Consider the following 16302-nt stretch of genomic DNA (forward strand, 5'->3'; position numbering starts at 1 on the left):
GGCGAATCGAGTACAACACAGAGCGGCCCCATAGCGCGCTCGGCTACCTGACGCCCCAGCAGTTCGCGCAGGCCCACGAAGTGAAGCAGCTATTAACCTCGGACTCTAAAGCCGTGTCGGACTAATACTGGGGGCAGGTCAGTTTCTATTTCAGAACGGCTCTGATTTTTGGGCCGCCTCAAGGTGCCACACGCACGAGGTCATTCACATGCGTCGCCACCTGTTGGCCGGTTACACCGTACACATGCAGGGAAACGGCGGTGCCTGGCCCGGCGGCGCCGAGGCGGTGAATGCCCGTCATACCAGCCGGCGTATATGAGACGGCGCCTGGCGTGCGAACCCGTGTGCGCGCTGGTGTGGCACAGCCTTGCGTCTCGTTCCATTCGTAGAGCGTCTCGGTCAGCTCCCCTGACAGTACGGCGTAGCTGCACCACGTGTGATGGGCGTGGACAGGGCTCATCTGCCCAGGTCCCCAGACGAGCGCGACCACCGCATAACGCCCAAGCGGGTCCGCTGTGAGCAGATGGCGTCGATAGCATTCGCGTGAGCTTTCGCGTTGCTGCGGCGTCAGCAGCATGTCGTCGCCAGCGGCGTGGGCAAGTGCGACATGTATGAGGTGTGCAAACTCGGCGCAGTGCGACGGCTCGGCCACACCGGCGGCAGCACAATATGCGGCGTCGAGCGCCTCCGAGAGGCGTGCTATGGCATCGGCAGCTTGCGATGGGGCGGATACACCGGTTATGCCAATGGTGTCGGAAGGCAATTCGGCGTTGATGGCAGTCGATTTCGGTGCGGGGTTCATCAGATTTGCTCCGGAAACCTCGGCGGCCGTTTTGCGATGGCTTGCGTCGTCGGTCAAGAACCGGGGATATCAGAAGGGTACGCGACTCCTGTTCAAGAGCGAACTCCGAGAGGCGTAAAATCGGAATTTTCCGAAGAATGCCGCTTCGCGGAAAACGCCGATGAAAGCCCCGCCCAAAAGAACGGATCTCACTGCTCGCGTCGCCACGATGATCGTCGCAATCGTGATGTTTGTCATTGCGGCACTGCTCTACAACGCGATCAAAGGCAAACACGAATACGATGCCCAAAGAGCGTCGGCTACAGCCATGTCGGCGTCTTCAGCTGCGCTGGCATCGTCGCCAACCACCGCATCGCAGTAGGCGACAGCGCTCAGCCTCAACGAATCCGCAGTGGAATCGCACCCGCATCCTTACCTATCAAAAACGATGCGGCCAGCATCTGCTTGCACTGAAGCACCAGCACTTTGATCTCCTGCACCCATTCGGCCGATTGCGTCCCCGACTGTTCGAAGTCCGTGACCATGGCATCGAGCTCGCGCGTGAGCTGCTTGGTTTTGTCGGCTTGATCGCCGGCCGGCGCCTCGCCTGACTGCGCGCGAGTCAGGTTGTCGTGCACCGTTGCCAATAAGCTTTCGAGCGGCTGCAGCGGCGCGTTCTCGCCCTGCGCGACGCCGCGCAGAAGGGGTGTAGCGGCCGTGATCTGCGCCGCGAAAACGTGGCTTTGTACGAGCAGGTCGTTGAGTTCTGCCACGCACCTCTGATGAGCTTTCGGCTCGAGCATCATGCGTCGAAACCCCTGCCCGAGATTGGCGAACGCGATTTGCGCGTTCTTGCGTGCAAGACGGAGGTGGAAATCGGGATCGGCGTGCGAATCGGATTCAAATGCGCTCGCAATGGGCCGCGCTGAAGAATGGGTGATGGGAGAGGCGGGCTTGCGGTATGACCACCAGGCCGTCTCGAAGTATTGGCGCATCGCCACCAGCATGTCGGACACGAGCTTGCCCATCACACGGTATTCCCAGTATGGGAAGATGCGGCTCGCCACGATGGCCAGCGCGCAGCCGATTGCGGTATCGATCGCCCGCTCGCCGATGATGCGCAGGCTCCCCGGCGCGAGCAGGTGGAACAGCAGCAGCACGAAGGAGGACGTGAAGACAACGCTCGCCGCATAGTTGAACAGCAAAAGGCTGTAGCTCATCACCATGGAAGCGAACATCACGGCGAGCAGGATCGGCGCCGAGTGAACGGTCATGATGAGTGCGATGGTGAGGGTGCAGCCGATCGCGGTGCCGATGATCCGCTGGGCATTGCGCTGCTTCGTGAGCGAGTAACCCGGCTTCATGATGATGATCGTCGTCATCACGATCCAATACGCGTTGGTGAGGGGCAATAAGCGTCCGAGCCAGAAACCGGCCGCTACCGCGAGACTCACGCGCAGTGCGTGGCGAAAGCTCGGCGATGCCATCGTCAGATTGGAAAAGATCTGCCGCAGCGACACCCGCTGGCTCGACAGAAAGTGCGTCAAGCTCGGGTCCAGCCGCATTTCGGCGCTCCGGGTGAGCGCCGCGCTCGCGAGCCTTCCCTTCATCTTGTCGATCAGCCGCGTGGCGCTCCATATGCGCCTGAACGAAGCCGACATCGCCGCATAGGCTTCGGGATTCGTTTGTGGCAACGTCTTGCGCAGAAGATCGAGCTCGTACTCGATGGCGCGCAATTCGGCCTTCACGTTCACGTGCGAGCGCGGTGCGTGGTCCTGCAGGACGGCAAGCCCGATCTCCTCGAGTTCCTGTGCAGCCTTGCGGATGAGGTCGCGGTAGAAAATCATCAGATCAGCGTTGCCGAACGTGCGGCGCAGCAACGGGTAATCGGTGTGCGCGCCGACAAAGAGCTCATGCATGTCGACGGAGTCGATGAAGAGGTCGAAGAGCCTCACGCGGCGTGGGTCGAGCTTGCCGCGGCGCAAGCTGCGCAGGTTGCGCAAGACGATTGCCCGCGCGGCCTCCTCCATCTCAACGGCTGCGATCTGCTTGTCGACGAGACGGCGATAACACTCGTCCAAATCCGCATCGACATCGAAGAAATCCGCGCGCGCGAGCAGATATTCGGAGCAGGCGAAGAGGCATTCGGCGAGCGCTTGTTTTTCGACGCGGTACGCCTGCCATCTCAGCAAGAGCGTCGCCCAGTAGGTGTACCAAAGGCCACCCAGAAGAATCCAGGCCGCGTTGACGAGTGCTTCTAGCGGTGTGAATCTGCCCTCGAGCGTCACGACCATCATGAAGAGCGTCGCGAACGCGATCTGCGGCCAGCGGGTGCCGTAGACGACCGTGAGCGACACCACGAACGTCAGCACGGCCACCGTCACCCAGAGCGCGAAGAGGTTGAAGCTTGCGAGCCCCGTCGCTAGTGCCGCCAGAAAGCCGAGTACGCTGCACACGAGCATTTCGTTGCGCTTGTACTTAAGCGGGCCCGGCATGTCGACGACGCATGCCCCGAGTGCGCCCGTCGCGATCGTGAAGCCGACGTTCGCGTCGTGGAACACCACCAGGCACAGTACCGCCGGCAACGAGATGCCGAACGCCATGCGCAGTCCACCAAAGAAATACTGGCTATAAAGAAATTTCTTGATTTCTATGGAATAGCGCATCGGTTGTCGGGGCAGCCAGGGCAGGGGTGCGGCCATCGAATCCGCGGGTGGGGCGGCGATGAGTCTACAGAATTTTTGCATCGGCGGCGATGCGGCCGGCCGCTTGCCTCACGTTCAATCTCGCGCATCCTCGTCAACGCCAACTTTGCGGTACGCCGATTGCGGTGTCTGCCCGCCACCCGCGGCACACTGATTTAATCGAGACTATCGACGATCACGCGGCGCTCGACCCTCGGCACCGGACGGTCTCACTATGGCGATTCATGTTCGCCTCGATGCTCAAGCATCATGCGTACTACACGCTCCCTGACCTTCGGTGAGAGCCGGGATGACGATTTTTTCTATTTTCTCCGGAGTGGGAGTTTCCTGAAACCTCGGAGCGAATCAGAAGCGACAAATTTTTGCAGCGCGCTCATGGTGGCGTGCTTCGATGCCTATTAGCGGTTGTCGTGGCGGTTAGATCGAAGGATTAAATGGCGCTGCCCCGATCCGCCACTTCGGGCGAATTTGGACTAATCGGCCAAGATGTTGACCGTTTCGGTCAGTGACGTTTTGTCCTTCGGGAGTCCGGGTATGATCCGCCGCAACTAAAGGAGTTCTTTCCCTGCGGTGAGCATCGTGGCATGGATTAAAGGCTAGGGGTGCGGCATGACGTACGCTGATCTCGACAATCCGGGCAAGGGGGCGATGTTGGCTTTGGGCGATATGTCGGTGCGCAGCGAGGGAAATCGGTGTCGTCCTGTGCGGAGGATTTTCATTACTGAGTGCTGGATTGATTCTCGAAGTGTTTCAGATGGCGAACGAAATATGCAAAACGGGATCAAGAGAAGATCAGCGAGGTTGTGAGGCCAAAGCGATGCAAAGTCCAGACTCAAAAGACGCATACAACGGGGATATTCGGGCATTCATCTGCTAGCGCTGTCTCATCCACAAGACGTCGGTGTGAAAGCAGCGTGCAGCGTGCAGCCTGCGCACGGTGCGTCAGTTCGGCATGCTGGAGCAATCAACAACGTGATTACGATCACGAGCTCGCGTCCGAGTGTCGGCAAGTCGTTCACGTCGGTACTCCTGGTCAACGCGGACGTGCGATGCGGAACATCCCCCACTACTTTGGCCTCTCGCGTGAGCGAGGCCTTTCGGACGTGATCGCGGGCACCGTGAGCGCCGCGGCCGGGATCGGGCGTGATATGTCGTGCCGAACGTGGACGTGCTGCCGAAGGGAACCCTCGCACGCAATCACGCGGAGTCCGGCGTGAAAGGAGGTCAATCGCATGTTCAAGCGTTATATCAATATCGGTAAGGTGCAATGGGCCTTGCTGCTGGCATTGTCCGGCGTCGCGGCGCCCGTGTTCGCGCAGCTGAAGCTGATCGGCGTCGGCGTGCATGCGGGCGGGCTTTCCGCTGAACGCCAGGAGGCTCAACTAGCACTCGTCAAACAAGCCCATCTGGGATCAGTACGTTTTGACCTGCAATGGAGGTACGTCGAAACGACTCAAGGGCAGTATTCGATTCCGACGGCCACGGAGCGCTTCGTCGACAGCGCGATCAAGCTAGGCATCGAGCCGGTGATTATTCTTGACTACGGGAATTCGTTCTATGACGGCGGCGACAAGCCTCGTTCGCAGGAAGCGATCAACGCGTTTGTCAGGTATGCGGCTTTCGTGGTCACGCATTTTCGGGGGCGTGTCCATCAGTTCGAGGTGTGGAACGAGTGGGATAACCATACGGGGGGCTACCCAGCCGCGAGTCCTGAGGACTATGCCTCGGTGTTTAAGGCGGCTTATCCCGTGCTGAAGAAGGCGAATGCCGATGCGAAGATTATTGTGGGCTCCGGTGTCCGGCAGGGTTGGGGAGGGCGTCTCGCCGAGTTGGGCGTTGTACAAATGGGGGATGGTCTGGCGATACACCCATACAACTATCAGATCGCGGACGATCGTGCGCCGGAGCATTGCGTACAGAACATAGTGCGACTCGAACAGAGATTGCGCTCGCTAACTCATCAAGCCAACGTCGATCTCTACGTAACCGAGATCGGCTGGCCCACAAATCTGGGCCGCTTCGGCGCCCGTGAGAGCGCGGTTGGTTCGTATGCCTCGCGATTGACGCTGCTCACGCTATCGCTGCCCTACGTGAAGGGCCTCTGGTGGTACGACCTAGTCGATGACGGGACCGACCCGTTCAACAAGGAACACAATTTCGGCCTGTTCCACACTGACCTTAAACCCAAACCTTCTGCCATTGCCATTTCGGCCGCAGCGGAGTTCGCGGACACACATGCCTTGTCGCTTGTGGCCCCCAGTGAATTGGACGCTGGCCGCATCGTAATCGAGGCAACTCGGCGGAAAGATGCGCAGCAGTCGCTGCTGATCTGGGACCTAATCGGCAACAACGATCGCATCGATATTGACTGTGCTTCGAGCGGTGCCGTCCGGGTCGGTACTCGCACGAGCGCCGCGTCCGTAATGCCGGCTGTACCGACCGTCGTGACGGCGCAAAGCAACCAATGTGTTCGCCATCCTGTCGATCCCTCATGACCCCATTTTCAATGAAAGTCTCTGAAGCTAGACCAAGCGACGCTGCGCATTCCGACGGCCGGGAGTACACATGGCAGCGCTGATCGCACTCGCGCTCATTCTCGGTCTACCGGTGATCCCGCGACGTTGGCGTGTGTGCCTGCTGCTGCCGCTTGCCGTGTTTCAGATCTATCCGCCGTGGCTCGTTGTTGGTCAGCTTCCGGTGCCATTGGCGTTGATCGTCACATACGCCTTTTGGCCTGAACTGCTGAGGGAAGCGAAATTCCTGCTCGCCGTGAAGCCCATACGTCTGCTCCTCGGGGTCATGGTCGTGATGATCATTAGCTTCCTCTGGTCGGTGAATGTGCGGCTCGGTCTTGTGTCGCTGAACAACTTGCTGTCGTTCATTGTGGTCTTTGCCGGCGTCGCTAGTCAGGCCCGTTCGAATTATCGCTGGATCGTGCATGGCTTGACCATGATGTATTTCGCCTCGATTGCACTTGCCGCCAGCGTGATCGCGTTCCGCTTTGCACCAACCGAAAAATTAATCTTTCTGCAAACCAAGGTTGCAACGTGGTTCATCAGTTCGAACACGCTAACCGAATTGTTCCAGGATGGGAGCAACAACGTTTTTGATCCGGATAAATCCGGGGGATTCGCTTTTGTCAACGGGAACGGGGCTTCGACATTCCTCGGCGTCGTCGCGATGGTGGCGCTGGGCACGGGCCGTGCGTACCGGAAGCCTCTGCACATTGTGATGGGCATGCTGCTGCTGGCCGCGGTGCCGTTCGCGGGATCGAAGGCCGGGCTATTACTCACATTTCCGGCGCTTGCATTGTTTCTGGTCGCGAGGATTGCGAAAAAGGAACGCGGCGCGGTTGTGCTGCTGGGCCTACAGGCTGCGCTTATCGCGGTCCTCGTGATAAAGATCGTGGGCTTGACGGGTTCGGGTGCGTCGGGCCCCTCGTTGGGCGGCCAGATTTCCGATACCGCTGATACGCGTCTGCAGGTCTGGAGTTTTGCCTTGCAGATGTTCATTCAATCCCCGATCCTCGGCCAAGGGTTCGGTGGCTGGCAGGTGACTTTTCCCTCTTATGCGCGCTTTGCCGGTGTGCCGACTGATTTGCCGCCCCACAATACGTTCATTTATCTCTGGTCGCAAAGCGGCTTGATCGCAACGATATTCGCGCTCGGATTTGTCATGCACATCCTAAAACGGTCTTTTTCTTATATGACTATCTCGGATGCCGAATTGAGTGGGCTCGGAGCGATGATGGCGTTAGGCTATGGCTGGCTTCTCTTTCAGGGCTTCGGAGAGAACGAAGGGCTCATCGGCGACGTGCACATGCAGCCGGTTCTTGCTGCCGCGCTCGCACTATTTACGGTGCGGGTCACGGCTCGAACGGAACGCATACAGAGCGGCTATGCGTAACGTCGCAATCTATCGCCACCAGCTCTTCGAGCCATCGCAGCCGTTCATCGAGCGGCGGGCGATGCATCTGCTGGACTTGGGACTGGTCATAATTGGCTGTGAGCCGTTGAGCAACGTGCCACGGAATGAGGGTAAGTTTGTGCGCGCCAGGCATGCTGCGTCGTGCCATACGCTTGCTGTAGGAGTAGCGCGATATACGGCGTGGGGAAAAGCATCGCTTCGCGGTTTCGCGAAAGGTCTAGAACATTGGAGCGTTGCTCTATGAAAAAAATCGATAATCTTACAGGGGTGCGCGCGTTTGCAGCTCTCTGGGTTGTGATATTTCATTTTCAGAGTAGCGACGGGATATCTGGATTAAATTTAGGCTCACTCATTCAGCATGGATATCTGGGCGTCGACATATTTTTTGTGTTGAGCGGGCTCATTTTGTCGCTGCTGTATTGTGAGCAACTTCCCGGTACGTTTTCCTTTTCGTGGTTGCGCGAATTCATCATAAAGCGAATTGCGAAACTATATCCTTTGCATCTGGTTACGTTCCTGGTCATGGTGTTGGTGGTGCTAGGAGCACGCTACGCAGGCTCTGCCTACAGGCACGAAGGAGACAACACGGCGTGGTCTGCTATAGCCAATCTGTTTTTAATTCATGCGTGGGGGGTAACGAGCAGCCTAAGCTGGAATGCTCCGTCATGGTCAATCAGTGCAGAGTGGTTCGCTTACTGTTTAGTATTCCCGATAATGGTGTACGGGCTCAGGCAAAAAAGGCTGTTTGTTGTGATCGGCTTGTGCGCGGTGCTATGGGGTGCCTACGTTTTTGGCGCTTTGCATTGGAGTTCAAGGGGATTGAGTGTGACCACCGCCGGCGTCGCGCGGATCGTACCGGAATTTTTGATCGGGTATGCCGTCTATCGCTCCCTTGGAAAGACGAAGGACGCGTCGGGTGATTTGTTAAGCCTGATCGGCATTGCGTTACTCGTTTCGGCCTGTTTGATCGATGGTGGCTACCTTGTCCTGGCGGCTCCCGCTATCGCAATCACGCTTGTCGGTCTTTATGTTGGAGGGCCAATATCCGACGTAATATTCGGCAACCGCTTGGCAATATTTGTCGGGAAAATATCCTATTCGATATACATGTTGCAATTGTTTGTGCAGATGGCGGCGAATCAAATGGTCAGGCACCTGCAAATTCAGTACACTCCGCGGAACGCGCTAATGCTGCTTTTTGGTGAGCTGGGCGTCGCAATTCTGGCCGGCTGTGCGGCATATTATCTTTTAGAAGAACCTCTGCGCCTAAGACTGCTTGACCTTGTAAAACGAGGTGATCGTGCTCGCGCAGATATTGGCTTAAAGACATCCAATCGCCCGCAAGAAATAAGCACTCTCTAAGTTTGTGCGAATTGTCATAGAGCGTGGGCCCGTTTGAGGCTGACCCAGAATCAGCGCAGCTCTAAAGTGGAGATTTCCGGCTCTTCGAGGTAGGCCGACTCGGCCCCGGATTTACACTGGCGGGCGAATTCGGCGGGCCGTCCTCACTGCAGTGCAGAGTGGGGATGCACCTCGTTATAGTACTGTGCCAAGCCTCGATTTCGCGCTTAGCGATCCTCGGTCGACAAGAACCAATGGGCGTTCAGGCACTTGGAGCGTGAGAAGTCGATCTCCACGCCGTTCTCGTACGCCCAATTGTCGAGCACTCACCTGACGCGGGCCTTCGTGCGGAAGCTTTGAGCCGCTTGCACCCGCTTGCCGCGAGGTCGGACGGGTTTGTTATCCTGTCGCTTTTTGCGACGGGTGCACCAGCAGGTTTCGCGCTTTCGCCAGTGCGAAGGCCGGCATCGAGGGTCCATGCTCCAGCTTTTCTATTCGAACCGCTACGAAACGCTCGTTGAAGCGCTCTGCGACGACCTGCACGCGCCCGCCGACCCTTGGTCGAGCGAGGAAATCGTCGTGCCGAGCGCTGCCGCGCGCCGGCACATCGAGCTCGAACTGGCCGCGCGTCGCGGCATTTGTGCCAACGTCCGGTTTAGCTACCTCGCGCAATGGCTCTGGGCGCAGATCGGACGCGTGCTCGATGTGCCCGCCCATTCGCCGCTTGCCGTCGAGCGGCTGCAATGGCGCTGCTATCGGCTCTTCAGCGGCGCGGGCGGCGCAGAGGATGGTGCATGGCGGGCATCGCCGCGGTTGTCGACCTATCTCGATGCAGCCGATCCGCTGATGCGCTATGAGCTCGCACGCCGTGTAGCGACGCTCTTCGATCATTACCTGACTTATCGCCCGGAATGGCTGACGAGCTGGCAGCAGGGCAGGTCGGTTTTTGCGCCCCACGAAAGTGCGGGCGCATACGACGCGGCACGCGCATCCCTCGCGCCCGCCGGCGCGACATGGCGCGAGGACGAAAGCTGGCAGTCCGCGCTTTGGCGGCGGGTACTAGCAGAAGCGACCACCGTCCCGAGCGAACCGGGTCGTGCCGGCAGTCCCCTCGTCGGGGGAGGGAGTCCCCTTGGGGGATCGGGAAGCGCCCGTGGCGGCGACTCGCCAGTGCTGACCGAAGCAGCGCCGCCCGCACATCGCTTTCTCGAGGTTGCGCGCCGACTCGACCTTGATGCCGTGATGCGCGCGCGGTGGCCGGAGTCGGTCAGCGTGCTTGCCTTGCCGACGATCGCGCCGCTTCATATCGCGATTTTGCGCGAGCTGTCGCACTGGATCGACGTGCGGCTCTACGTGATGAATCCCTGCCGTCAGTTCTGGTTCGACCTGGTGACCGTCGATGCCGCCGCGGCGCTCGACGCGGCCGGCGATTTCGACTACCACGAGGTGGGCCATCCGCTGCTGGCGGATTGGGGGCGGCAGACGCAGGCCCAGTTGCATTTGCTGCATGAGCTGACCGAAGGCTCGGCCTCAGCGGAGGCGACACGCTACCTCGAAAATGATCGATCGAGCTGGCTCGCCACGCTGCAAAACGCGATCCTCGATCTCGAGCCGGAGATGTCCGAGGCCGGTGAGCCGCTCGAAGCGGGGATCGAGGTGCATGTCTGTCACAGCCTCTCACGTCAACTCGAGGTGCTGCAGGACCGGCTGCTCGGCTGGTTCGATGCAGGGGATGGCTTGCGCCCCTCCGATGTGCTCGTTGTCTGCCCTGATCTCGTCACGGCTGCGCCGCTCATCGACGCCGTCTTCGGTACGCTTGCGCCCGACGACAGGCGCCGCATTCCGTACCGCATCACGGGCCTGCCGCCCTCTCGGGCGAATCCGATCGCACGTGCGCTGCTCGATTGGCTTTCCCTTGCCGAGCGCAGCGTTGCGGCACCGGAGTTGATCGAATGGCTGCGTGTCGATGCGGTTGCCGCGCGCTATGGCATCGATGCGAGCGCGCTCGATACGGCCCAGGGCTGGCTTGCAGCGGCGGGTGCGCGGCGCGGGCTAGCACCGCAAACGCCGGCTGGTGAGAACGTCCCCGTGGCGCGCCACACGTTCGCCGACGCCTTGACGCGGCTCTTTCTCGGCTACGCGATGCCCGATGACGGCGAGCCGGTGGACGCGTGGCTGCCCGTTGCGGGCGCGCTCGGCGCCGAGGCCGACACGCTGGCGCGACTTGCGCGCTTTGTCGACGATCTCGAGACGTTCGTACTCCGCAGCGGCGAGCCGCTCGATGCGCAAGCGTGGGGCGCTTTGCTGGGCGACGCGCTCATGCGCTTTTTCGATGGAGGCCCGGCGTTCGCCGATGCGCTCGCCGGCGTGCGCGACGCGCTCGACGCGACGCTCGATGCCATGCGTGAGGGCACGGATGCTGCGCCAGTGCCGGCGCCTGTGCTGCGCGCCGCTTTGACGGCGGCGCTCGATGACGGTGCGTACGGCGGCGTGCCGTGGGGCGGCGTCACCTTCTCTTCGCTGACGAGTTTGCGCGGCTTGCCTTACCGGGTCGTCTGCGTGATTGGCATGGACGATGGTGTGCTGCCGAGCCTCACCCGGCCCGACGAATTCGATTTGATGGCGGCGCGGCCATTGCTTGGCGACCGGCAGCGGCGCGCCGACGAGCGCAGTTTGTTCCTCGACTTGCTGCTCGCAGCGCGCGACCGCTTCTTGGTCGCCTACACTGGACGCAGCATTCGCGACAACGCACCGCTGCCGCCGGCCGCGCTCGTCGACGAGTTGCTCGACTATCTCGCGCGTGCGACGGCGGGGCCAGACGCGCTGCCGGATGACATCGATGCGGCGCGACGCGCCTTCATCGTCGAACATCCGCTTCAGCCGTTTTCGACGTCGTACTTCGACGGCAAAGGCGGGCTTTTCACGTACGACGCGGAGCGTGCGCAATGGGCGCAACGGCTCGTCTCGGGTGAAGCAGACGTCGATGCCGCAAAACCCTTTTTCGCCAGACCGTTGCCATCAGAGCCGGTTGGCCCCGTCGCATTCGGGGATTTTTTGCGCTTTTGGCAGCATCCGGCGCGCGCGCTGCTGCGCGAGCGCTTAGGCATCGTGCTCGACACCGCCGAAGGAGAGTTGAACGACTTTGAACCGTTCGAGCTCGACTACGCCGGGCGTGATGCGCTCGCTGAGCGTCTGCTGTCGCGGCTCATCGAAGACGGCGGCAGGCAAGCGCTCGCACGCGCAGCGCGCATCGCGGATGCCAGCCCTGAGTTGCCTATCGGTGCAACGGGCGATGTGTTGAAACGCCGCGAGCTGAACGCACTGACACGCCTCGCGGACGATGTGCGGGTTGACCTTGCGCACGGTGCCACGCGGCTGTCGTTCGAGCTGCGCGTGCCGCTTCGCTGGCCAGACACGGGCGGCGTCGCGCTCTTCGGTGAGCATGACGCGGCGCTCGCGCAGGGGCTTGACGACGTGCCGCCGCTCGAGATTGCCGGTACGCTCGGTCGCGTGACGGAGGCGGGCCTCGTGCTCTTTCGCTATGCCAAGCCCAGTGCGCGCGATTATCTCGGTGCTTGGCTCGCCCATCTGACATTTTGCGCCGCGCAACCGGATGGCCCACGCCGCACCGTGTGGCATGGCAGTAATGAGCGCTTCGAGTTCGCGCCGGTCGTGGCGCCGCTCGATTGCCTTGCGCCGCTTGCTGCGCTTTTCATCGCCGGTCGACGCATGCCGTTGCGTTTTTTCCCGAGGAGCGCTTGGGCAAAGGCAAACGGCAGCGATGCCGAGGCGTTCGGCGTCTGGGTCAACGACCGCGTGCGGGGTGAGTCGGAGGACCCCGCGCTGGCAATGGCCTGGCGTGGCACGAATCTGACGCTCGACGAGTCTTTCGCGGCGCTCACGCGCATCGTGTTCGAGCCGCTCTTGCAGCATCTGAAGCAGGGGGAGGCATGAGCGTGCCGTACATGGAGCAGCGAGCCGACACCGGCCTGAATGGCACCGAGGCGGCGCCTAGCGTCGACCTCGATGTCTTTACCTGCGGGCTGGATGGGATCAACCAGATTGAAGCGTCGGCCGGCACAGGCAAGACTTGGAACATCTGCGCGCTTTACGTGCGTCTGCTGCTCGAGCGCGATCTCAAGGCCGACGGGATACTCGTCGTCACATTTACGAAGGCCGCGACGGCCGAGTTGCACGAGCGCATCCGTGGCCGGCTTGCCGAGCTCGCGCACGCGATTGAGACCGGTGACGATGGCGGCGATCCATTCGTGGCGCGGCTCATGGAAACGACGCTCGCCAATGCCGATGAAGCGGCGCTCGAACTCGCGGCCAAGCGAGTGCGGCGTGCGCTTTCGACATTCGATCAAGCCGCGATCCACACGATTCACGCGTTTTGCCAACGCGCGCTGCAAGAGGCCCCGTTCGCAGCGGCGATGCCGTTCGCTTTCGAGATGGAAGCCGATGATGCGGCTTTGCGCTTTGAGCTTGCCGCCGACTTTTGGCGCGAGCGAGTGGAGCCGGTTGCGGCCGTCCATCCCGTTTTCGCGGCCTGGCTCGTTGCAGGTAGGGCGGGTCCGCCTGACCTCGATGAGGCGCTGGCACGCCGGTTGAAGAAGCCGCTGGCGCGCTTGCGCTGGGGGGGCGGCGGCGACGCTGCACCGTCCGTGGCGGCCGCCTTGGAAGCGGATGCGCAGGCGCACTTCGAGGCGGCCTGCGCGTTGTGGGAGTCGGAGTACGACGCGATTGTGCGTCTGCTCGACCAAGCGCAGGCGGCGCTGAGCCGGACGTCACACAAGCCTGAGGCGGTCGCGGCGGCGCTCGATGCCTGGAGCCGCTACTTCGCCGCGGGTGACTGCCACGCGGCGCCGCCGCGCCCGGCCTTGAAGCTGACCACCGCGGCCCTGACCAAGGCGACGAAAACCAAGTTCGCGCCGCCCGAGCACCCGTTCTTCGTGATGGCTGAGACGCTGGCGAAGGCGTGCGAGGAAGCCGAAGCGGCACATCGGGCGCGCTGGCTGAGCTTGCTGGCTGCCTGGCTCGACGAGGCCCCGGCGAAGCTCGCGGACATGAAGCGCACACGCCGCGTAGTGTCTTTCGACGATCTGCTCTCGAACTTGCATGGCGCGCTCGCGGCCCATCCCTGGCTTGCCGAGACACTGCGTGCCCGTTATCCGGCGGCGCTCATCGACGAGTTTCAGGACACAGACCCGCTGCAATTCGCGATTTTCCGGCGCATCTTTGCAGGCGACGACGACGCATCTCCCCGCCGACCAGGGCCGCTCTTTCTCGTCGGCGATCCGAAGCAGGCTATCTACAGCTTCCGAGCGGCCGATCTGCACACCTACCTTGCCGCCCGACATGCGGCGAGCGCGCGCTACACGCTTGCCGTTAATCAGCGTTCGACCGCGCCACTCGTGGAAGCCTGCAACCGCCTCTTTAGTGCGAATGCGTGCGCTTTCGTCCTTGACGGTCTCGCGTACCAGCCCGTGCGCGCCGGTACGCGCCAGCGCGCAACGTTCGTCGACGCAGCCGAGTATGGCGAGCCGCAGGATCGCGGCGACTTGCGTATCTGGCAACTTCCGTCAGGCGATGACGCATGGTCTAAGCGCGATGCCCAGCGAGAAGCGGCCGAAGCCTGCGCCGCCGAAATCGCGCGATTGTTGCGCGGTGCGCGCGCCGGTACGGTGGTGAAAGGCGAGGGGCGGCTCGTGCCGGCGGACATCGCCGTGCTCGTGCGCACGCACAAGCAGGGCAGCTTGGTCAAACGCGTCCTGGCGGCCTGGGGCATCGGCAGCGTTGAGCTTTCGCAGGCATCGGTATTTTCGACGATCGATGCCGAGCAGCTTGAGCGTGTACTGATCGCGATCGATGCGCCTGGCGACCTTCGGCGATTGCGCGCCGCGCTAGCGGCTGACTGGTTTGGTCTCGATGCGGACGGGCTCGGCCGCCTCACGCTTGAGGAAGTCCCCCGCTCCGAAGGAAGTCCCCTTGGGGGAGAGGAAGTCCCCGAAGACGCCGCGACGGCCTGGGTCGAGCGGTTTTCGCGCTACCGCGCACTCTGGCACGAGCGCGGCTTCGCCGCCATGTGGCGCACGCTGATGCGCGAGCTCGGCGTGGGCTTGCGGATCATCGCGGGTATGGATGGCGAGCGGCGGCTGACTGACGTCAACCATCTAGTCGAGCTCGTCGCGGCGCGCTCGGCGGCCCAACCCGGCATCACGCCGACACTGCGCTGGGTGGCCGCGCAGCGCACGCAAGGTGGCGGTGAGGAGGCGCAGTTGCGCCTGGAGTCGGATCGCGATCTCGTGCAGATCGTCACCGTGCACAAGTCGAAGGGGCTCGAATACGCGATCGTATTCTGCCCATTCCTCAACGACGGCGCTCGAGCGATCGGTTCGCCTTCCGCGGCGCTTCCGGACGCCAGCGAGTATCACGAAACCGGGGGCTCCGATGGCACCACGGTGACGGTGATCCACTACGGCTGCGAGGGCGCCGACGCAGAAGAAGCCGCGCGTGAAGCCGCGCGCGAGGAGGCGGCCGAGCGTGCACGCCTCATCTACGTCGCGCTCACGCGTGCGGTTTATCGCTGCTACCTCGTCGCGGGATCTTATCTGTCGTCGCGCTCCACGAAGGAGTCTCGTCGCAGCGTGTTGAACTGGCTCGTCGCAGGCGAGGGGCATGATTTCGACGCTTGGAGTGCGGATCCACCTGAAGAGGCGGCGCTTGCTGCACACTGGCAGGCGCTTGCGGGCGGTCCTATTTCCATCGAGCCGTTGCCGGTGCCGGTGGGGCGCAGACCGCTTGCGCGCGAAGCGGCAGCAGGTCGGCATCTTGCTGCGCGCACGAGCCGTCGCCTGCTCGCGGAAAGTTGGCGAATCGCCAGCTTCAGCTCGCTGGCAACGGCCGTCACGCTCGGGCGCGACAGTTCAGCTTCGACGATCGTCGACGACGAACCGCGCCCTGATCACGACGCGCTCGCCGTGCGCCTTGCGGGCGCGCACGACTCGGCTTCGCGCCATGAGGGGCAATCCGATGAAGCGCCAGTGACGACGGCAGCGCCACCGGGTGGGTTCGCCACACCGCAGGGCGGCGCGTCGTCGCTCGATGCGTCCTTGGAGCCCGATGCCGGTCAGACCTCCTTAACGGCATCCGCACCGACCGCCCGCATTTTGGCAGAGGACGACATCCTCGAATTCCCGCGTGGCGCCGCAGCCGGCGAATGCCTGCACCGCCTCTTTGAGTTGGCCGATTTTGCGTCGCCCGCGCTCTGGCCGAAGGCGATCGAGCGGGCGCTGAACGAGCGGCCGGTGCCGACTGATCCCGCCACGGCGCGGCGCATGCCCGCGATGATGGCCCGGCTCTTGGCCGAGGTGGTTGCCACCGAGCTTGCGCCCGGCTTCACGCTCGCGAGCCTGGATCCTACGCGCAGGCTAATCGAATGGCCGTTTTTGTTCTCATCGCCGCGATTCGATCTGAGCGCATTGCGGCGTCTTCTCGTCGCGCATGACTACCCCGATGTGGCGCTGCAGCCGACGACGCTGGCGGGTT

Annotated in this window: 9 protein-coding genes and 1 pseudogene; 7 read left to right on the forward strand and 3 right to left on the reverse strand. The window is 62.0% G+C overall.

Annotation, left to right across the window (positions count from 1 at the left end; translation table 11 throughout):
• Positions 1-5 precede the first annotated feature (5 nt).
• Positions 6-125 (forward strand): integrase core domain-containing protein, encoded by a 120-nt coding sequence (locus VL598_RS16995; RefSeq protein WP_414718661.1) that lies wholly within the window; start codon positions 6-8, stop codon positions 123-125.
• 53 nt (positions 126-178) lie between these two features.
• Here the strand turns inward: VL598_RS16995 and VL598_RS05600 are convergent, their stop codons facing one another.
• Positions 179-802 (reverse strand): cysteine dioxygenase family protein, encoded by a 624-nt coding sequence (locus VL598_RS05600; protein WP_325325706.1) that lies wholly within the window; start codon positions 800-802, stop codon positions 179-181.
• 160 nt (positions 803-962) lie between these two features.
• On the opposite strand from VL598_RS05600, the gene VL598_RS05605 reads away from it, so the two are divergent.
• A complete protein-coding gene (locus VL598_RS05605; RefSeq protein ID WP_325325707.1) occupies positions 963-1163 on the forward strand; it encodes a hypothetical protein in 201 nt (66 codons plus the stop codon).
• Between the two features lie 16 nt (positions 1164-1179).
• Here VL598_RS05605 and VL598_RS05610 read toward each other — a convergent pair whose 3' ends face one another.
• Complete coding sequence (locus tag VL598_RS05610; protein ID WP_325325708.1) at positions 1180-3447, reverse strand: FUSC family protein; 2268 nt, start codon at positions 3445-3447, stop codon at positions 1180-1182.
• 1271 nt (positions 3448-4718) lie between these two features.
• On the opposite strand from VL598_RS05610, the gene VL598_RS05615 reads away from it, so the two are divergent.
• The 3 genes from VL598_RS05615 to VL598_RS05625 all read left to right on the forward strand — a co-directional run bounded on the left by VL598_RS05615 (position 4719) and on the right by VL598_RS05625 (position 8775).
• Entirely contained in the window at positions 4719-5981 is a 1263-nt protein-coding gene (locus VL598_RS05615; RefSeq protein ID WP_325325709.1) for a cellulase family glycosylhydrolase, read from the forward strand.
• Between the two features lie 70 nt (positions 5982-6051).
• Positions 6052-7392, forward strand: coding sequence for an O-antigen ligase family protein (locus tag VL598_RS05620; protein ID WP_325325710.1), 1341 nt, complete (start codon positions 6052-6054; stop codon positions 7390-7392).
• A gap of 261 nt (positions 7393-7653) precedes the next feature.
• Entirely contained in the window at positions 7654-8775 is a 1122-nt protein-coding gene (locus VL598_RS05625) for an acyltransferase (protein WP_325325711.1), read from the forward strand.
• A gap of 50 nt (positions 8776-8825) precedes the next feature.
• On the opposite strand, the pseudogene VL598_RS05630 reads toward VL598_RS05625, so the two are convergent.
• A pseudogene (locus VL598_RS05630) lies at positions 8826-9077 on the reverse strand (integrase core domain-containing protein); the annotation flags it as partial.
• A gap of 154 nt (positions 9078-9231) precedes the next feature.
• On the opposite strand from VL598_RS05630, the gene VL598_RS05635 reads away from it, so the two are divergent.
• Together VL598_RS05635 and VL598_RS05640 are read left to right on the forward strand one after the other, a co-directional pair.
• A complete protein-coding gene (locus VL598_RS05635; protein ID WP_325325712.1) occupies positions 9232-12708 on the forward strand; it encodes an exodeoxyribonuclease V subunit gamma in 3477 nt (1158 codons plus the stop codon).
• Between the two features lie 11 nt (positions 12709-12719).
• On the forward strand, positions 12720-16302 hold a 3583-nt coding region (locus VL598_RS05640; RefSeq protein WP_325325713.1), incomplete at its 3' end, for a UvrD-helicase domain-containing protein.

It is taken from the genome of Trinickia sp., from assembly GCF_035492435.1.
Lineage (GTDB): Bacteria > Pseudomonadota > Gammaproteobacteria > Burkholderiales > Burkholderiaceae > Trinickia.